The following is an 18854-nucleotide window of genomic DNA, read 5'->3' as shown; positions in this document are numbered from 1 at the left end:
GATGCTTGCTTTCAAATTCAATCCAGGAGGCTGAACGGCGAAAGCAAGTGCGGTTTGGACCGCCTCAAGCGACACGGGTGACGCCGACCTCGTCCAGCAAAAAAACTTCGCCTGATATCAGCCGCAGCTCGAACTCGCCGGTCGTCGTGCGGCTCCACTCGGCCTTGCCATCCTCGACAAGCGTGCCGATGACGGCCAACACCAGCGCCTTCGCGTCCTCCAGGCTGACGGCAGCGCCGTTGGCGACCTGACCGTTCGCACCGGTGGTGGAAGAACTGGCCATCGCGCGCATTGCCGTCAGGCCCGCGAGGACCGCGAGGCATTGTCCGCAGCATCGCCGGCCTCGCGGTCGAGCAGCGCGCGTTTGCGCTCGGCGCCCCAGGCATAGCCCGACAGGGCGCCATCTTTCCTGATCACACGGTGGCAAGGGATGGCGACCGCAAGGGCGTTGGCGGCACAGGCGGCGGCGACGGCGCGGGTTGCGTTCGGCGCGCCGATACGCCCCGCGATATCGGCGTAGGAGACGGTGCGGCCGGCCGGGATGTCCCGCAAGGCCTGCCAGACGCGCTGCTGAAACGCGGTGCCGCGCACGTCGAGCGGCAGGTCGAGACCGAGCGCCGGCGCCTCGACGAGGCCAACGACGCGGGCCACCAGCGCCTCGTAGTCGCTGTCGCCACCGACCAGCCGCGCCTTGGGGAAACGGTCCTGCAGGTCGCGCACCAGCGCGTCGGGGTCCTGGCCGAGCAGGATCGAGGCGACGCCTTTCCGGCTCGATGCGACCAGGATGGTGCCGAGCGAGGTTTCGCCGACGGCGAAGCGGATCTCTTCGTTGGCGCCGCCGGCGCGATAGCGCGTCGGCGTCATGCCGAGCATGCCGGTCGATTTCTCGTAGAAGCGCCCGCTCGAATTGAAGCCCGCATCGTAGATCGCCGATGTCACGCTGACGCCGTTTTCCAGGCCCTGGCGGACCCGGGCGGCACGCCGGGCCGCTGCATAATCCTTCGGCGTCAGCCCGGTGACCGCCTTGAAAATGCGGTGGAAATAGCCGGGGCTGCGGCCGGCGGCATCGGCCAGTTCGATCAGCGACGGTTCAACCTCGCTCTGCCCGATCCTGCGGCAGGCATCGACGATCATCGCGGCGTTGGCGACCTCGAGCGAAGGGCCGTCCGGATTGCAGCGCCGGCATGGGCGAAAGCCTGTCGCCCTCGCCGCCTGTAAAGTGTCGTGCAACTGGACATTGGCTGGATTGGCGCGCCGCGACGGACAGGACGGCCGGCAATAGACGCCAGTCGTCGCCACCGAATACCAGAATGCGCCGTCGGCCGACTTGTCACGCGCGACAATGCGCCCCCAGCGTGGATCGTCGGCCACCGGCAGCGGCGCGGGTTGCGGATGTTTGGCCAGGGTGATGAACATGGCCGGCATTGAAGCCGCCAAAAGCCGGCCTCGCCACCCGTTTCCTGACAACTGTCAGGAGGCGCACGCGTGATTGGAACCGGGATGTTGCATGTGAGCGCAGCCGAGAATGCCTGCACAGACAGGACCGGCTCCTACGCCGCGCGTTTGGGCTCCACCGCGAACGGGCTCAGCCCCAGCCAGGCCTGCATCTTCCTGCCGATGGCCTGGTCGCCGGTCAGGACGACCATCGCGCCGGCCTTTTCGACAGTGAGCACTCCCATCCAGATCGCCGTCATCGTGTGCAGGTCGGTCGAGACATAGAGGTCGACGTCGAAGCCCGGATCATACCAGCACAGATCGACTTCGCCGTGCTTTTCGACGATCAGCCACCAGGAGCGTTTGGAGGCGGGGAGTTCCTGATACAGAAATTGTATCACCGTTCGTCCTTCCGGCAGCGGCGAGGGGTTCAAATTGCGCCGCATGTCCCACATCAGCAGCGACGGATCGAGGTTCTTGAGGGACAGGCGGGACTCGACCCATTTCTGCCCCCAGAAGCCCATCGCCTCGACGACCGGGCGCAAATCGCGGCCGGCTTCCGTCAGCCGATAGTCAAAAATTCCTCTTTCTCCCGGGACCTCCTTGCGCTCGACGATCCCCGCCAGCTCGAGCTCCTTAAGCCGTTGCGACAGAAGGGTCGGCGACATTTTGGGCACGCCGCGGCGCAAGTCGTTGAAACGGGTCGAACCGGCCACAAGCTCACGCATCAGCACCATCGTCCAGCGGGTGCACAGCACCTCGGCGGCCATCGATAGCGGGCAGAACTGTTTGTATCCGTGCTGGGTCATGACCGTGCCTCTCCCTAGAACCTGCGGGCAACATTAGTCCTTCGTGATTGAAGCGGCGAGTACAGAAACTGTACCGGCCTAGTACAGATCGCGGACTGGTCGGCTCGGGTCCCGCCATGCGAGCCCTCTGGACGGTTGCACGGATATCCCTGTGCGCCGCAACCAGGAGACGACAATGACTGCTTACGTTATCGCCGACATCAAGATGAAGGACCCGAAATGGGTGCCGGCCTATGCCGCCTCGGTGCACGACCTCGTCCACAAGCATGGCGGCAAATATCTGTCGCGCAGCGGCAATGTGAAGACGCTCGAAGGCAAGCCGCTCGACACCACGCTGATCGCCCTGATGGCGTTCCCGTCGGAAGCAGCGGCGCGCGCCTTCACCACCGATCCGGCCTACGCGCCTTTCGTTTCGACCCGCCAGGGCGGCAGCGACAGCCGTTTCCAGCTGATCGACGACACCGATCTGGCCGGAACGATCCCGTATCTGCCGAAGGGATGATCCCTCCCGGCATTCCTTGCACCGTATCCGGGATCACCAAGCAACAACAGCCACGGCGCTTGCCTGCCGGGCCTCCGTATTTTCGGCGGCCGGCCCGCTGTGCTTTTTCAAGAAGAATGGAACAAACATGATACGCGATTTTCGCAACGGGCTTTTCGTGGCAGGGGCCATTCTGGCCGCCTGCACCACCTTTGCCCAGGCGCATCAGGAGGCGGCTGAAACCACGTCCGGTGCCAATCCGCTGGCCGAAAAGGTGCGGGCCGCCAACAGCCGGTTTCTCGATGTCAACGCCGCGACGGCGGAAGGCTATGCGCCCATTCCCTGCGCCAGCGGCATCACCGGCGGCGCCATGGGCATCCACTATGTCAATGGCGGGTACCTGAAGGACGACAAGATCGACATCGCCCGTCCCGAAGCGGTGATGTACGAGCCGATGGCCGACGGCACGCTGAAGCTGGTGGCGGTCGAATACATCACCTCGAAGGGGCCGGCGTCGCTCGAGGGACAGCTGTTCAACTTCAACAGCGCGCCCAACCGCTATGGCCTGGGTGAGTTCTACGAACTGCATGTCTGGGCCTGGAAAGGCAACCCGACCGGCACGTTCGCCGACATGAACCCGAAAGTGTCGTGCGAACACGCGATGGCGCCGAGCCAGTAAGCGGCATAGCCAGGCGGCGGCAATGCCGCCTGGCCCCCACCTCGGTTCTGCGTGAGATTTCTCAGGCGGGCTTGATGAGGCCGAGCTGGGTAAGGGCGGTGACGCCGTCGTCGAGACCGATTTCCTCGACGATCCTGCCGTCGATCACCTTGAGCACCGTGGTGCCGGTGAAGCGCATCATGCGGCCGGTGGCGGCGGGCAGCGAACCGATGAGAAAATCGCCGAAGGCCGGGCCGGTATGCGTGCCGCCGCCCTCCCATTGGCCGACGACATAGTCGCCCTCGGCGATGAGATCGGCGGTGGCCCAGAAGTTGAGATCCGGGAAGGCTGCGCGAAAATCGGTCATGAAGGCCTTGATGTCGTCGCGCCCGCGGCGCGGCTCGTGCAGCGAGTATTTGAGCAGCATATCGGGGGCCGCGACGGCGTCGACGACGGAGAGGTCGCAGGTTTCACCCCAGAAGTCGGTGAACCATCTGATGACGACGGCCTTGTTGTCTTCCTGCTTGGTCATTGGGAGGTCCTTTTCCTGTCTTGCTTCGTGATCACCGGACTGGCTGGTGAACACGGCCATTCCTATGACCAATCGAGCCGGGCCAAACTCCGGTTCTTGCCGGCTAATCGAAAGGCTGATGCCAAGATTGTCGCTAGGAGCGTGGACATCCCCCCTCCGCGGCCCGGTAACGGTTTCTTTTCTGGTTTTGCCGCAGATTGCCGCGGGTGGAGCGGGCAAAACGGACGAATGGCGGGTCAGGATAAGAAAAGTCGCAGCGGAGCGTTCTGGGCCAAGGCCTTGGAGCGCGCCCATCTTGGCGTCTGGGACTGGGATCTCAGCACGGGGGACTGCTTCTATTCGGCGACCTGGGCCCGGATGCTGGGTTACGAGGACGGCGAACTCGCCAATACCAGTGACCTGTGGCTGCAGCTTACCCATCCCGACGACCGGGAACGGGCGCAGGCCAGCGGCGACCGCCACATTGCCGGGCTGACCGACGCCATCGAGACCGAACTCAGGCTCAAGCACAAGCAGGGCCACTGGGTTTGGGTGCTCGACCGAGGCGGCATCGTCGAGAGCGACGCCGACGGGAAGCCGCTCAGGCTGATGGGCGTGCAGACCGACATCTCCAAGCAGAAGGCGGCCGAAGCCGCGCTCGAACAGGTCAATATCCGCTTTCGCCTGGCGCTTGCCGCCAGCGGCACCGGCATCTGGCACTACGACATCGCTACCAACAAGAGCTATTGGGACGCGCGCACAAGAGAGATATTCGGCCTCGTCGCAGTGACCGACGAGGTGACGGCCGATCTCTGGCACAGCTACCTGCATCCCGACGATAAGGACGCCGCCGAACGCGCCCACAGGGTGCCATTGGGAACCGACGGCGTCATCGCCGCGCAGTACCGCATTATCAAGCGCGACGGCCAGATCCGCCATGTCGAATCGCTGCTGCGCTTCATCGCCGCCGCCGGTGCCACCGGCCAGGTGCTGGGCACCGTGCGCGACATCACCGAGGACAAGCTGCGCGAACAGGAGCTTGCCTTCGCCGCCCGCCACGACGCGCTGACCGGCCTTTGGAACCGCGCCGCCTTCGACCGTCTGCTCGCCCACCATATCGCCACGGCCGTGCCGCTGGCGGTGTTCTATGTCGACCTCGACTACTTCAAGGCCCTCAACGATTTCGCCGGCCATGCCGCGGGCGATCTGGCGCTGAAGAGCGTCGCGGCGGGTATCGGCCGCTGCCTGCCGCCATCGGCGCATGCCGCGCGGCTCGGCGGCGACGAGTTCGCCCTGATGGTGCCCGATTGCGACGCCGTGCAAGCCGAAGGTCTGGCCGGCGCCATCCTGGCGGCCGTGCGCGACGCCGATCTCGGCCTTGCCGCGACGTCGCGCCGGCTGGCGGCCAGCATCGGCATCACCGTCGTCCGCGACCGTGCCACCACGGTTGCCGACGCGCTGGCCTGCGCAGACGATGCCTGCTACGCGGCCAAGGCCGCCGGGCGCGATCGCTTCGCGCTGTTTTCGACCGATGCCGTCTCCGGTTCGGCCGGCCTCAATGCGGCGCGGCTCGCCGCCGACACGGTCGACGCCATGGATGACGGCAGGCTGAAATTGTTCGGCCAGCAGATCCACCGGCTGGGCAGGCCCTGGGAAGAGAGCCGCCATGTCGAGGTGCTGGCGCGGCTTGCCGGACAGGGCGGCCGGCTGATCCCGCCCGGCGAGTTCATTCCGGCGGCGGAGCGCTTCGGCGTTGCCGCGCGGCTCGACCGCTGGATCATCCGCACCGCCCTGTCTCGGCACGGCGCGGCGATGAAATCCGGCGCGATCACGCTCGGCTTCAACCTGTCGGCGCAGACGCTGAGCGACCCAGGACTGTGGGACTTTGTCGACCGGGTCATCGAGGAGACCGGGGCGCCGCATTCCGGCATCGGCTTCGAGATCACCGAAACCGCCGCCGTCACCAATTTCGACGCCGCCGAGGCATTCGTGCGCAAGGCGCGCGAGCGGCGCTGCCGGGTCAGCCTCGACGATTTCGGCGCCGGCATGAGTTCGTTCGAATATCTCAGGCGCTTTCCGGTCGACGCCATCAAGATCGACGGCTCCTTCATCGAGCACGTCACCGAAAGCCGCTTCGACCGCGAGATCGTGCTGGCCATCACCAGCATTGCCCGCAGCCTCGGCTGCGCCGTGGTGGGCGAGAAGATCGAGCGGCAGGACACGGTAGCCATGCTGGCCGATATGGGCGTCGAGTTCGGTCAGGGTTTTCTGCTGCACCGGCCCGAACCGCTGGAGCGGGTTGTGGCGCAATCGGCGCGAATGGCCGGTGCCGCGTCGAGACGCAAGGCGTCCTGAGAGATCAAATGCATGTCGCTCCAAAAGCGGCCCGGAGCGACATGCGTGAAGACGAAGATTTGATCCGCGCGGGCTGAACAACGCCACGCGTGCTGTTCAGCCGAGTCGGCGCACCGATGCTCGCGGAAATTCCAGCACCCCGGGTTCCGGCTTCCTGTGTTGTGCTTCCGCTACCATCTCGATCAACAGGTCGAGGGCCTCGCATGTGGCGCGGCTCGTCTCGTCATTGCCGCGCAGATAGTGGTAGGCGCGTTCGAGATGGAGACGGGCGGCTGAAAAATCGCTGGTCAATGGTTCCCTCCATGATCCCGCCCTGATGGATATTGGCCTGCCTGGCGCAAGGTGGGGTAAATATCCACAGGCGCCTTTTATTCAAATGCCGGCGAACGTCGTGCTGCTGGCGGCGCCATCGTGTCAGGAGTGACGGCCCTGCCGGCTTTGCGCGGTTTGGCGGCTTGTCTAGACTGCGCTCTTTTGCCCGAGGTGAAATCGATGATCGTCCAAGCCTGCATCAACGGCGCGCGTTCGCGCGATTTCCATCCCAGGCTGCCGCTGACGGCAAAGGCAATGGCCGGCGATGCGGCTTCCTGCGTCGCCGCCGGTGCCGCCGAACTACACATCCATCCGCGCGGCGCCGACGGGCGCGAAAGCCTGGCGGCGGTGGATGCGACGGTCCTTGCCGTGCGCCAGGCCTGTCCGGGCACATTGATCGGCGTGTCGACCGGCGCCTGGATCGAAAACGATGTGGCGCGCACCCGCGCGGCGATCGCCGCCTGGCGGGAACTGCCCGACTATGCCTCGGTCAATCTTTCAGAAACCGACGCGCCCGCCGTGATGGAGTTGTTGCGCAAGCAGGGCGTCGGCATCGAGGCGGGCCTGGCCACGACGGAAGATGCCGAGCGCTTCGTGGCGCTCGCCGATCACGGCCGCGTACTGCGCATCCTGATCGAGATCGACATACCGGACCTGCCTGCAGCCCTCGACGAGGCGCACGGCATCGCCGCCATTCTCGAACGCGCAGGCGTGCGGCGGCAGATCCTGCTGCACGGCGTGGACGGCACGGTCTGGCCGCTCGTGGACCTTGCGCGGCAAAAGCGCTGGTCGACACGGGTCGGGCTGGAGGACGGCAAGACACTCGCCGATGGAACGGTGGCGAGGGACAATGCCGATATCGTGGCCGCGGCCGCCGCGAATTTCCGCTCCACGAGTATGAGCTGAACCTTGTCGGGCCGCGCGCCGGCGAACTCGGCGATGCCATTCGCTCGGGCAAGGCGATTGAGGAACAGCTGAAATAAGGCCACATTCGCGGGCGAGGGGAGATATCCAACCGTTTCGGAGCTCCCGCATGTCGCTGTCCGGCACGACAACCCGCTATGGGCGTCTCGCCCAGGCATTTCATTGGCTGACGGCACTGCTGGTGCTCATTGCCTTCCTGGTCTCGGCGGGCGGTCCGCCGGAGCGGGTCTATTCAGCGGCCAGGGCGTCGACGCTGCTGCTGCACGAGTCGCTCGGCTTCACTGTTTTCTGCTTGCTGGTCGTTCGCCTGATCTGGCGCCGGTTCGATCGCATTCCCGATGCCCCGGCCATGCCGTCCTGGATGGAGGTCGCCTCGAAGGCAACGTATTGGGCGCTCTACGCGCTGCTGTTCGCGGTTCCGGCGACAGCCATGGTCGGCGCCTTGTTCGGCGGCCACCCGGTCACTGTCTATGGGCTGGGAGCTATCGGTCCGTTTTCGGGCAGCTGGGGCGCGCCGCTGGCGGAGATCCACGGCACGCTCGGCGACGTCATGATGTGGATCGCCGGCCTGCACGCGGCCGCCGCCATCTTCCACCATTTCTTCCTTCGCGACCGGGTGCTGAGCCAGATGCTGCCGGGCCTGCCCGATCCATCGTCGCGGCAGGGCGGCTGAACGCGGTCAGTCGAGAATGATGCGGATCGCCCGATCGACGACCGGGTGCAGGCCGCTGGGCCGTCGAAGCCGCAATACGGAAGTTTCTGAAATAGCCGAATCCTTATTTCAGAAACCTGGTGAGAAATTGAAATAGCTTTTGGAAGTTGGTCGAATCTGACATAACGATTTTCTTATTGTAGAAATCGTGGACGTTTCTGAAATATGGATTTGTCGTCTTACAAGGCGGGGCAGTACGAAAAGCGGTTGGAACATCGCAGCTTCGTGCCGACCTCGATCAATCATCCCTGGATCGTCTCCGACCCGAACATCATAGAGGTGCTTGGCCGCGCCGATCGAGCATTGGGTGAATTGAATGCGTTCGCACAACTCGTTCCCGACATCGATTTTTTCATCAGCATGTACGTTGCGAAGGAAGCAACCCAGTCCAGCCGGATCGAAGGCACCCACACCAATATCGAGGACGCTTTCAAGCAGATCGAAGATTTGTCTCCTGAGGCACGCGACGACTGGGAGGAGGTGCAGAACTATATCCAAGCGATCAATAGCGCCATTACCAGCCTGGAGCGCCTGCCTTTCTCCAACAGGCTACTGAAGGAAACTCACGCCATCCTCATGCAGGGGGTGCGCGGCGACACCAAGCAACCCGGCGAATTTCGAACCAGTCAGAACTGGATTGGCGTGAGTCTAAGAAACGCGGTCTTCGTGCCCCCGCATCACGAGCATGTTCCCGAGCTCATGAGCGATATGGAAAAATTCATCCATGCCGACAGCCTGCGCGTACCGCCACTCATCCGCATTGCGATCGCCCACTATCAATTCGAAACCATCCATCCGTTCCTGGATGGCAACGGGCGGCTGGGCCGCCTGATGATTTCGCTTTACCTCGCCTCGCAGGGGCTTCTTGTCAAACCCGCGCTCTATCTGTCCGACTATTTCGAGCGCAACAAGACAGCGTATATCGATCACCTCATGGCCGTACGCGAGGGCAACCATATGCGCGACTGGCTGATTTTCTTTCTCCACGGAGTTGAAGAGACAGCGCGTGCGTCTGCTGACGTGTTCCGCAAAATTCTGGTGCTTAAAGAGCGGATAGAACGGGAAACGCTGCCGCGCTTCAGCCATCGCCGTCAAGGAAACGCGCAACAACTTGTAAGACATCTCTACAGGCAACCATTGGTCGACGTGAAGGGTGTCACCATTCTGTTGGACACGACGACAAACACGGCTACGTCATTGATTGCCGATCTCATAAGCCACGGCGTTCTAATCGAAGTCACCGGCCAAAGACGCAATCGGTTTTTCGTGTTCGAACGATACCTCCAGCTCTTCGAGAGGCGCAGAGATGGCTGACGTCCGCGCATAGATCGCGTGAGGCCCTCTGACGGCAGCAGTTCGATTTCCTACCCCTCCCTAAGATCACAGCCGCAAGATTGTCGCGATCGCTTGATCCACCACCGGATGCATGCCGCTCGCCTGGAAGGAGAGGCGATTGCCGGAGCCGACATTGCTGGTCATGGCGATGGTGAGGTCCGTCTCGGGATCGTGCAGCATGACGGCGACATAGCCCGGAATGCTGCCCTGGTGCCCGTAGAAGGCGCGGTCCGCATAGGTGCTCTGGAACATGCCCGCGCCCGTCTCGCGCATGCGGGTGCCGGGGAAACTCGCCGGCACGCGGTCTTCGAACATCTCGGCGAAGAACGGCGGCGACAACAGTCCGCCGGAGAACAGGCCGCGCATGAAGCCCACCATGTCTGACGGCGTCGACACCATGTCGCCGCAGCCATAGGCGGCGCCGAAGGGGAAGGAGTCGGAGGAATCCTGCAGTTCATTGGAGTAGGGCAGCACGCCGTCCATGCGCCACATCTCGCCGCCCGAGGCGATGTCGGTGGGCGCGTTCGGCGCCTGCGGCGGCCGGTGGTAATAGCCGCGCACCATCGATTTGTCGGGGAAGGCCTCGGTCGCCGGCGACCAGGTGTTGTTCAGGCCGAGTGGCTCAAGGACCGCGCTTCTGACATAGGCGCCCAGCTTCTGGCCGGTGACGGCCTCGATCACCATGCCGGCCAGGACATAGCCGGTGTTGTTGTAGACGGCCGGTCCGCCCGGTGGCTTCTGTTTGTCGGAGGCGAAGGCGATGTCGACCAGCTGTTGCGGCGTCCATTGCCGGCTCGGGTCCATCGGAATGTAATATTCGAATTCCGGCAGGCCGCTGCGATGGTTGACCAGCTGGCGTACCGAAATGGTTTTGGCGCCAGGTAGGTCCGGGAGCCAGGAGGCGATCGGCGCGCCGAGGTCGAGCTTGCCGGTCTCGGCGAGCTTGACCAGGGCCGCGGCGACGAAGGTCTTGGTGCAGCTGCCGATCTTGAACAGCTGGTCCGACGTGACAGGCGTGCCCAGCGCGCGATCGGCGAGGCCTGATGTGAGGGCGGTTGGTGTGGTGTCACCCCTGGCATAGGCGAGCGACGCACCCACCGCGCCATCGGCGATGTAGGTGGCGAGAAGAGCGTTCAGGTCTTTTGGCATGGTGGTCTCGCTTTTTGTGGATCGCGGGATCTTCGCAAAATCGGCCGCGTAGCGGCCGGATGAGGGGGGTACCCAGCGCGACAAGCCTCACTCCGCGATATCGACGGCGGCGAAATTCTGCCGGCCGAAGGGGTCGAGCACGTAATTCAGCACGCTCTTGCGGATCGGGATCGCCACCATCGAATGGGCGATCGGCGCCACCGGCACCTCGGCCTTCAGGATGGCCTGCGCCTTTCCATAGATCGCGGCGCGCTCTTTCGGGTCGGCGGCAACGCGGCCCTCGTCGAGCAGCTTCTCGAAATCCTTGTCGCACCAGCGCGAGCGGTTGGAGCCACCCTTCACGCCGTCGCAGGAGAGCAGATAGCTCAGCATGTTGTCGGGATCGCCATTGTCGCTGCTGCCGCCGAGCAGGAAGGCGTCCTGTTCGCCCGCCGCGGTGCGCTTGAGGTATTCGCCCCATTCGAAGCTGACGATCTCCGATTGCACGCCGACCTTCGCCCAGTCGGCCTGGATCATCTCGGCCATGCGCTTGGCGTTGGGATTGTAGGGGCGCGACACCGGCATCGCCCACAGGCTGATCTTGAGGCCGCTTTCATGGCCCGCTTCCTTGAGCAGTTTCTTGGCGCCATCGGGATCGTACTCGATGCCGGCATCGGTGACGGCGCCGAGCTGCGCCGGCGGCACGACGCTGCCGGCCACCGTGCCGGCGCCGGCATAGACCGCATCGACGATCGCCTTGCGGTCGACGGCCTTGGCCAGTGCCGTGCGCACGCGCACGTCGCCCAGCGGCTGGTGCTCGACATTGAAGCCGAGAATGCCGATGTTCTGGCCCTTGAGATCGAGAACCGTGATGTCGGGATCGCTGCGCAGGTCGGCGACGGCACTTGGCGGCGGCGGGGCGGCGACCTGGCATTCATTGGCCTTGATGCGCTCGACGCGGGTGGTCGGCTCGGGCGTGACGGCGAAGACCAGCGTGTCGATCTTCGGCGCGCCGCGCCAGTAATCCTTGTTGGCGGCGTAGCGGACCTGGCTGTCGGGCACATAGGCCTCAAGCACGAACGGTCCGGTGCCGACCGGCATGCTGTCGATCAGCTCCGGCGTGCCGGCCGCGACCATCTTTTCGGTCTGCTCCAGCGACAGGATGGAGAGATAGTCGAGTGCCAGCCCGGCCAGGAATGTGACGTTGGGAGCCGTCAGCGTGAAGCGCACGGTGTAGTCGTCGACCTTGTCTATTCTGTCGATCAGCGTGCCCATGCCCAGCGCGTTGAAGTACTCGTAAGAGCCGCCGCCAAGCTTGTGATAGGGATTGTTGGCGTCGCGCTGGCGGTTGAAGGTGTAGAGCACGTCGTCCGCGTCGAAGTCGCGCGTGGGCGAAAAATGCTCGTTCGACTGAAACTTCACGCCGTGCCTGAGATGGAAAGTGTAGGCCTTGCCATCCGACGAGACATCCCAGCTTTCGGCGAGCGCCGGGCCGACCTCGGTGGTGCCCGGCTTGAACTCGACCAGCCGGTTGAAGATCGTCTTGGCGGCGGCGTCCATGGTGGAATCGGCGATGCCGATCGCCGGGTTGAAGGTCTCGGGATTGGCTTCCGAGCAATAGACCAGCGTCTTGGCGTAGGCCTGTCCGCCGAGAAGGACGGATGAGGCCAGAACGGACGTGGCCAGGAGGGACGTGGCCAGAAGGGACGGGGCAAGCACCGCGCGCAGAGATTTCATCGCAAACGCTCCTGATGACACTTCGGGGTTGAGGGAAGGAACTTCATGGCGTCGTCGCCGGGGTAAGGAAGCGATCGGGCGCCAGCGCCCCAGCGGTGACGCCGAGTGCGGTGACGTCGTCGGGCAGGGGCTCGCCGCGCATCAGCGCCGCGCTCAGCCTGGCCAGCGTCAGCGACACCTGAAAACCGTAGCCACCTTGGCCGCCGAGCCAGAAGAAGCCGGGCAGGCGCGGGTCGAAGCCGGCGACCGGCGTGCGGTCGGGAGCGAAGGTACGCAGGCCCGCCCACGGCGTCGACGGGCGGCCGATGCGCATAGACGTCGCCTGTTCGATGCGGTCGACGGCGATGGCGACGTCGATATCCTCGGGATACGCATCGCAAGGCTCGGAATCCGTCTCGTCGGCGAGCGAACCGATCAATCTGCCGGCATCGGGCTTGAAGTAGAACTGCTCGTGCAGGTCGACCACCAGCGGCCAGCCGGCGATGTCCAACCCGGCGGGCGGATCGAACAGGAAGGCGGTGCGCCGTTTCGGCTGGAAGCCGAGGCCCGGGAGTCCCACCATGCCGGCGACGACATCGACCCAGGCGCCGGCGGCGTTGACGATGATGTCAGCCGAGTAGACGCCGGCGCTTGTTTCAACCCGAAAAGCGCCGCCGTCGCGTGAGATGGAGCGGACCTCCTCGCCGGTGCGGATGGTGCCGCCGCTGGCTTTGAGCTTGGACGCGCAGGTCGCCAGCATCTTGTCCGTGTCGACATCCACCGCATCCGGCTCATAGACGCCGCCGCAGGTGGCTTGCTGGGCAATGACTGGAACCAGCGCGTGGAGCTCGGCCGCCGAGAGGCGGCGCACTGATGGCACCAGCGCCTGCAAATCACGAGCCAGCTTGTCGATGGCGGCATCGTCACCGGTCCATCCGACATGCAGCGCGCCACGCCGGTGGGCGACGAAACCGCCCTCGACGATTGCCTGCCGGCTGGCCAGCGTCAGCCCGCGCACGAGGCGGTTGCCATAGGTCTCGGTGAACAGAGCGGCGGAGCGTCCGCTGGCGTGGTAGCCGAGATGCGGTTCGCGCTCGATGACGGTGACTTCGGCCGAGGCCGCCACCTCGGCGGCAAGTGAGAGGCCGGCAATGCCGCCGCCGATGACGACAATCTTTTGGAAGGACTTTGACTGCATTCATCAGTCGTAAAAATATTTTCGTATCCAGTCAACATTTAGCGTATAAGAAAATTTCGGTGTTGTTGATGGCTGCGGGGAGTTCGACTACCTAGGGTGGAGCGGCGCGATCCCGCGCCTTGGAGCTGGCAATGTCGGAGCAACCCAATCTCGGTGATTGTCTGCGGGCTTTGAGAAAAACCCATGGCTGGACCTTGCAGGAGGTCAGCGCGCTGACCGGCGTCGCGGTGTCGACGCTGTCCAAGGTCGAAAACGACCAGATGTCGCTGACCTACGACAAGCTGCTGCAGATCTGCGAGGGGCTCGGCATCCATGTGACGGAACTGCTCAGCGGCGACCGCAAGCAGCCGGCAGCGCGCACCCGCCGCTCGGTCACCTCGCAGTCCAACACGCTGCGCCAGCTGACCCGAAATTATGACTACCGGTATCTCGCCACCGACCTGGTGCGCAAGCGCATGGTGCCGATTCACGCCTATGCGCGCGCCCGCACGCCGCAAGAATTCGGCCCGCTGACCAGGCATGCCGGCGAGGAATTCCTGATCGTGCTCAAGGGCGAGATCGAACTGCATACCGACCAGTACGCGCCGGTGCGGCTGAAAGCGGGCGAGAGCGTCTACATCGATTCCACCATGGGCCACGCCTATCTATCGGTGGGCGAGGGCGACGCCGAGATGCTGTGCGTCTGCTCCGGCGACGAGCCCGACATGGAAGGCACGCTGCTGAGCGAGCTGGAGACGGTTGAAGGATAGGGCGCAGCTCACCGCGCAAGTTTTCTGCAGCTCGATTCAGGCTTTCTCGTTCGAACTGCGCGGCGAAACCGGCTATAGGACCGCTGAAACCGTAGCTCCCGCCAATCTGAAAAGGAAATCCGATGAGTGTAGAAAAGACAGCCGTCATCGTGGCCGGCGGCAGCGGCATGGGGGCGGCGGCGGCCAAGCGGCTGGCGGCGGATGGTTTCAAGGTCGCCATCCTGTCCTCGTCCGGCAAGGGCGAGGCGCTGGCCAAGGAGCTTGGCGGGCTCGGCGTCACCGGCTCCAACCAGTCGAATGACGATCTGCAGCGGCTCGCCGACCTGACCCTGGAGCGCTATGGCCGCATCGACGTGCTTGTCAACAGCGGCGGCCATGGACCGCGCGCGCCGATCCTGGAGATCACGGACGAGCAGTGGCACACCGGCATGGACGTCTACCTGATGAACGTCATCCGGCCGGTGCGCATCGTGGCGCCGCAGATGGTCAAGCAGAAGGGCGGGGCCATCATCAACATCTCGACGGCCTGGGTGGCGGAACCGAACGCGATGTTCCCGACCTCGGCCGTGTTCCGCGCCGGCCTTGCCGCCTACGCCAAGATTTTCGCCAACACCTACGCGGCCGACAATGTGCGCATGAACAACGTGCTGCCCGGCTGGATCGACAGCCTGCCCGCCACCGAAGAGCGCCGCGACAACGTGCCGATGCAGCGCTATGGCACATCAGAGGAGATCGCCGCGACGATCGCGTTTTTGGCGTCGGACGGGGCAGGGTATATTACCGGGCAGAATATCCGCGTGGATGGGGGTGTGATCCGGGCGCTGTGAGAGGCGGCTGGCGGCGATCTCATACCTCTCAGATTAGCCGAAGCCCTCCCTCCCTTCGTCATCCTAGGCGTAGCAAGGAGCGAAGCGACGCCGCGCAGACCCTAGGATCCATGCCGCGACGTGGGCCGAAAAAATACGGCGAACGAGGATAGTCCCCGGACGGGTTGGCGGTTACCGTCAACGCATGACCGGCTATGTTTACATGACCGCGAGCCAGAAGGGCGGCACCATCTACATCGGTGTCACCAACGATCTCGGTCGCCGCATGCCGGAGCACAAATCCGGCGAAGGTTCGCGCTTCACCAGGCGCTACGGTGTGCAGCGGTTGGTCTGGTACGAGGAACATTTCGACATTCGTGACGCCATTCAACGCGAGAAATCGCTGAAGCGCTGGTCGCGACAATGGAAGATCGAACTGATCGAGAAGACCAATCCGGAATGGTTCGAGCTGTTTCGCGGAACAGGTTGGTCGCGGTTTGATGGCGTTTCGTCGGAGGTTGGAGCCAGGTTCGGCACCGTTTTGTCCGTCGCAAGCGTCGCGGCATGGATCCTAGGGTCTGCGCCGCGTCGCTTCGCTCCTTGCTCCGCCCTAGGATGACGAAGCGAGGGAGGGCTTCGGCTAATCCCCACGTCAACTAGCGACCCTTACGACGTGGCTTCCCAGTTCACTGCGACCGCTTCGCCGCCTGATCGGCATCCGTCAGCGTCTGCAGAAACGCCACGATGTCGTCGATCTCGGCATCGTTGAGCGCCGGCTTGTCGCCGGGTTTCTTGCCGTCGAAGGGCGGGTCTTGATTCAGGTTCGACCAGTAAGCCTTTGGTAAATCGTCATATTTGTCGACGGTACCGTAAGCGTTTTTCGGGTACCAGCGGCCGGGGTCGGTGTCGCGGCTGGCGTAGAAGGCCACCGCTTCGCGCAGCGTGTGGAAATATCCGTTGTGGAAGAAGCTCTTGCGCAGCGCCACGTTGCGCAGGCTCGGTGTCTTGAACAGGCCGCAATAGTCGGTGCGGCCACGGAAATCGGTGCGCAGGGGACCGCACAGGCCGAGATCGACATAGGCCGGGTCGGCGTTGGCCGGGATGGCCGGATTGCGCGGCACGGCGATGGCGATGAGGCCGAAATCGGTGAATTGCGGCGGCTCACCGTCATTGGCCGGTTCGCTGAGGTGGCAGGAGGCGCAATTGCCTTTCGCCTCGTCCTCGAACAGGGCGCGGCCATGCAGTTCCCGCGCCGATAGCGTCGCCTTGCCGGCGAGGAAGGCGTCGTAGCGGCTGGAATAGGGGTAGAAGTCGACCGCGCTCTGCTCGAACGTGCCAAGCGCCTCGGCGGCGGCGTCGAAGGCATCGTCCGGGCGGTCGAAGACATCGTTGCCGAAGGTTGCCTTGAAGTCATCGGCATAGGCTGACTTGCGCAAGGCGGCGGTGACCGCCACGGCATCCTTGTTTGCCATCTCGAACGGCGAGAGCAGGGGGATTTTCGCCTGGTCCACACCGTGATCGGCGCGGCCGTCCCAGGTCAGACCGCCGGTCGGGCCATTGTCGACGCTCTCGTCGCCCTCGTCCTCGGAATCGTGGAAATGCTCGGTGAAGGCGGGCGCGGCCTGGATGTAGCGCAGCGACGGCACCGCGCGCACGCCGGACTGGTCGAGGTTCGGGCCGCCCATTTCGACCGGTGTGGCCGAGGCCGGACCGAAGGCATGGCGTGGATCGTGGCAGGAGGAACAGGCCTGTTTTCCCGACGCCGAGAGCGCCGGGTCGAAGAACATCTTTCGCCCCAAGGCAGTCAGCGCCTCGGCGCGTGCGAAGGCTTGCCCACGCGACAGCGGACCGGGATGGACGCCGTCCGGCCCCGCCGTATTCGGGGGTGCGGCAAAGCCAAAGGTCGAGATCGCTGCACTCGCGATCACCAGGCTTTTCCATCGTCTCATCATCATGGGGCACGGTCCGCTTTGGCCCGGAAATAAGAACGCAGTGCAACGGATTGATGACCGCTCCCAGTGCTCACGAAACCGTGTTCGCCGCGGCGGCGGATGTCACAAAGGTGACAAGGCATCCACGTTAGCTGCCCATGGTTCCCGCGCCATAGCCGCATAAGCCCCATAGCCACAGTCAAGCCACGAGGTCTTTCCATGACGAGGCCCAAGTTCCTCACTTCCTTCTGTCTGGCCGGTTCGGCCTTGTTTCCCCTTGCGGCCGCCAATGCCGCACCTCCCGGCTTCGACAAGATCGACACCGTCGTCGTCATTTATGCAGAGAACCGCAGCTTCGATAATCTTTATGGTGGCTTCCCCGGCGCCAATGGACTGGCCAATGTCTCGGCCGACCAGGCGCGCCAGCTCGACCGCGACGGCAAGCCGCTGACCGAACTGCCGCCGGCCTGGGGCGGGCTGACCGGAAAGGGCGTCACGCCCGTGGTGACGGAGGCGCAGACCGCGCATCTTGCCAACGCGGCCTTCGCCATCGACGATCCCAAGGGCTTCAACGAAGGCACCAATGTCATCACCCACGATTTGTGGCACCGTTTCTACCAGGAGCAGATGCAGATCGACGGCGGCAAGAACGATAAATTCGTCGCCTGGGCCGATTCCGGCGGGCTGGTCATGGGCCATTATGACGGCTCGAGCCTGCCGATGTGGCAGGTGGCGAAGAAATATGTGCTGGCCGACAATTTCTTCCAGGGCGCCTTTGGCGGCTCCTTCCTCAACCATTTCCAGCTCGCCTGCGCCTGCGCGCCGTTCTATCCGCATGCCGACACCAGTCCGATCAAGGGCCAGATCGCGGTGGTCGAGGCCGACGGCACGACCTTGAAGGTGGCCGACAATTCGCCGCCGTCGGCGCTGGGCGGTGTGCCGAAATTCGTCAATGACGGCGCCATCACGCCCGATTTTTACGCCGTCAACACCATGCAGCCGCCTTACGAGCCGAGCGCCAACAAGCCTGCAGAGGGCGGTGACAAGGCGCTGGCCGATCCGGCCGCGCCCACCACGCTGCCGCCGCAGCACGACATCACCATCGGCGATCTCCTGTCGCTGAAGGGGGTCGACTGGGCCTGGTACGCCGGCGCCTGGCAGGCGACCCTCGACGGCAAGAACGCCACGCCGGTGCCGAACTTCCAGTTCCACCACCAGCCGTTCAACTATTTCGCCGCCTACGCGCCCGGCACCGCCGCGCGCACCGAGCATCTCAGGGATGGCGGCCTGGATGGCGCCGAGTTCATCAAGGCGATCGACGACGGCAAGCTGCCGCAGGTCGCCTTCTACAAGCCGCAGGGCAATCTCAACGAGCACTCAGGCTATGCCGACGTGACATCGGGCGACCGGCATCTGGCCGACCTCGTCGCGCATCTGGAGAAGAGCCCGCAATGGAGCCACATGCTGGTCGTCATCACCTATGACGAGAATGGCGGCTTCTGGGATCACGTCGCGCCGCCCAAGGCCGACCGCTGGGGCCCGGGCAACCGCATCCCGGCCTTCATCGTCTCGCCCTATGCCAGGATGGGCACGGTCGACCACACGCAATACGATACGACGTCGATCCTGCGCTTCATCACCGCGCGCTACGATCTGCCGGTGCTGACGGGCATCGTCGCCCGCGACAAGGCGCTGGCCGCCAATGGCGAGCCGCCGATGGGGGATTTGTCAGCCGCGCTTAATCTCAGCCGCTAGGGCGGAGCGAACCGCGAATATGCCACCGCGCCGCGAGGCG

Annotated in this window: 18 protein-coding genes and 1 pseudogene; 10 read left to right on the top strand and 9 right to left on the bottom strand. The window is 64.3% G+C overall.

What is annotated here, in order from left to right:
• Window positions 1-64: 64 nt before the first annotated feature.
• The 3 genes from FJW04_RS20360 to FJW04_RS20350 form a co-directional block, all read right to left on the bottom strand.
• Window positions 65-283: a hypothetical protein gene (locus tag FJW04_RS20360; protein WP_224526894.1), complete on the bottom strand. Its 219-nt coding sequence runs from the start codon at window positions 281-283 to the stop codon at window positions 65-67.
• Window positions 284-297: 14 nt separating this feature from the next.
• A complete protein-coding gene (gene ada, locus FJW04_RS20355) occupies window positions 298-1416 on the bottom strand; it encodes a bifunctional DNA-binding transcriptional regulator/O6-methylguanine-DNA methyltransferase Ada (protein WP_140716580.1) in 1119 nt (372 codons plus the stop codon).
• A 134-nt stretch (window positions 1417-1550) separates the two neighbouring features.
• Window positions 1551-2243, bottom strand: a complete 693-nt coding sequence (locus tag FJW04_RS20350; protein ID WP_140716267.1) for a helix-turn-helix domain-containing protein — start codon at window positions 2241-2243, stop codon at window positions 1551-1553.
• Window positions 2244-2418: 175 nt separating this feature from the next.
• Between FJW04_RS20350 and FJW04_RS20345 the strand changes: the two genes are divergently transcribed.
• Complete coding sequence (locus tag FJW04_RS20345; RefSeq protein ID WP_140716265.1) at window positions 2419-2745, top strand: DUF1330 domain-containing protein; 327 nt, start codon at window positions 2419-2421, stop codon at window positions 2743-2745.
• A 127-nt stretch (window positions 2746-2872) separates the two neighbouring features.
• Entirely contained in the window at window positions 2873-3403 is a 531-nt protein-coding gene (locus tag FJW04_RS20340) for a hypothetical protein (RefSeq protein WP_181171340.1), read from the top strand.
• A gap of 61 nt (window positions 3404-3464) precedes the next feature.
• On the opposite strand, the gene FJW04_RS20335 is transcribed toward FJW04_RS20340, so the two are convergent.
• Window positions 3465-3914 (bottom strand): ester cyclase, encoded by a 450-nt coding sequence (locus tag FJW04_RS20335; protein WP_140663299.1) that lies wholly within the window; start codon window positions 3912-3914, stop codon window positions 3465-3467.
• A 228-nt stretch (window positions 3915-4142) separates the two neighbouring features.
• Here FJW04_RS20335 and FJW04_RS20330 point away from each other — a divergent pair, with 228 nt between their 5' ends.
• Window positions 4143-6248 (top strand): EAL domain-containing protein, encoded by a 2106-nt coding sequence (locus tag FJW04_RS20330; RefSeq protein ID WP_140618034.1) that lies wholly within the window; start codon window positions 4143-4145, stop codon window positions 6246-6248.
• 96 nt (window positions 6249-6344) lie between these two features.
• Here FJW04_RS20330 and FJW04_RS20325 read toward each other — a convergent pair whose 3' ends face one another.
• Window positions 6345-6539 carry a hypothetical protein gene (locus FJW04_RS20325; RefSeq protein WP_181173006.1) on the bottom strand — a complete coding sequence of 65 codons (195 nt, stop codon included), beginning with the start codon at window positions 6537-6539 and terminating at the stop codon, window positions 6345-6347.
• A 201-nt stretch (window positions 6540-6740) separates the two neighbouring features.
• Here FJW04_RS20325 and FJW04_RS20320 point away from each other — a divergent pair, with 201 nt between their 5' ends.
• From FJW04_RS20320 to FJW04_RS20310, 3 genes are all read left to right on the top strand, one after another.
• Window positions 6741-7466 carry a 3-keto-5-aminohexanoate cleavage protein gene (locus FJW04_RS20320; RefSeq protein ID WP_140716261.1) on the top strand — a complete coding sequence of 242 codons (726 nt, stop codon included), beginning with the start codon at window positions 6741-6743 and terminating at the stop codon, window positions 7464-7466.
• Between the two features lie 127 nt (window positions 7467-7593).
• Entirely contained in the window at window positions 7594-8157 is a 564-nt protein-coding gene (locus FJW04_RS20315) for a cytochrome b (protein ID WP_140716259.1), read from the top strand.
• Window positions 8158-8361: 204 nt separating this feature from the next.
• The gene (locus FJW04_RS20310) at window positions 8362-9510 is read left to right on the top strand and encodes a Fic family protein (RefSeq protein ID WP_015317003.1); all 1149 of its coding nucleotides are present in this window, start codon (window positions 8362-8364) and stop codon (window positions 9508-9510) included.
• A 66-nt stretch (window positions 9511-9576) separates the two neighbouring features.
• Here the strand turns inward: FJW04_RS20310 and FJW04_RS20305 are convergent, their stop codons facing one another.
• The 3 genes from FJW04_RS20305 to FJW04_RS20295 form a co-directional block, all read right to left on the bottom strand.
• Window positions 9577-10680, bottom strand: coding sequence for a serine hydrolase domain-containing protein (locus FJW04_RS20305; RefSeq protein WP_140716257.1), 1104 nt, complete (start codon window positions 10678-10680; stop codon window positions 9577-9579).
• 87 nt (window positions 10681-10767) lie between these two features.
• Window positions 10768-12396 (bottom strand): ABC transporter substrate-binding protein, encoded by a 1629-nt coding sequence (locus FJW04_RS20300; protein WP_140716255.1) that lies wholly within the window; start codon window positions 12394-12396, stop codon window positions 10768-10770.
• A 43-nt stretch (window positions 12397-12439) separates the two neighbouring features.
• Window positions 12440-13573 (bottom strand): FAD-binding oxidoreductase, encoded by a 1134-nt coding sequence (locus FJW04_RS20295; protein WP_140663289.1) that lies wholly within the window; start codon window positions 13571-13573, stop codon window positions 12440-12442.
• 131 nt (window positions 13574-13704) lie between these two features.
• Between FJW04_RS20295 and FJW04_RS20290 the strand changes: the two genes are divergently transcribed.
• The 3 genes and pseudogenes from FJW04_RS20290 to FJW04_RS20280 form a co-directional block, all read left to right on the top strand.
• Window positions 13705-14322 (top strand): XRE family transcriptional regulator, encoded by a 618-nt coding sequence (locus FJW04_RS20290; protein ID WP_015317007.1) that lies wholly within the window; start codon window positions 13705-13707, stop codon window positions 14320-14322.
• Between the two features lie 122 nt (window positions 14323-14444).
• On the top strand, window positions 14445-15149 hold the full coding sequence (locus FJW04_RS20285; protein WP_140618041.1) for an SDR family oxidoreductase: 705 nt from the start codon (window positions 14445-14447) through the stop codon (window positions 15147-15149).
• Between the two features lie 184 nt (window positions 15150-15333).
• Window positions 15334-15618, top strand: a pseudogene (locus tag FJW04_RS20280) (GIY-YIG nuclease family protein); the annotation flags it as partial.
• 196 nt (window positions 15619-15814) lie between these two features.
• Here FJW04_RS20280 and FJW04_RS20275 read toward each other — a convergent pair.
• Window positions 15815-17083, bottom strand: a complete 1269-nt coding sequence (locus FJW04_RS20275) for a cytochrome-c peroxidase (protein WP_140716251.1) — start codon at window positions 17081-17083, stop codon at window positions 15815-15817.
• A gap of 195 nt (window positions 17084-17278) precedes the next feature.
• Here FJW04_RS20275 and FJW04_RS20270 point away from each other — a divergent pair, with 195 nt between their 5' ends.
• Window positions 17279-18814, top strand: coding sequence for an acid phosphatase (locus tag FJW04_RS20270; protein WP_140716249.1), 1536 nt, complete (start codon window positions 17279-17281; stop codon window positions 18812-18814).
• Window positions 18815-18854 lie beyond the last annotated feature (40 nt).

Origin of the sequence: Mesorhizobium sp. B2-7-3, from assembly GCF_006440715.1 — a bacterium.
Classification (GTDB): Bacteria; Pseudomonadota; Alphaproteobacteria; order Rhizobiales; family Rhizobiaceae; genus Mesorhizobium; species Mesorhizobium australicum.
This window is presented reverse-complemented; position numbering and strand designations above follow the sequence as displayed.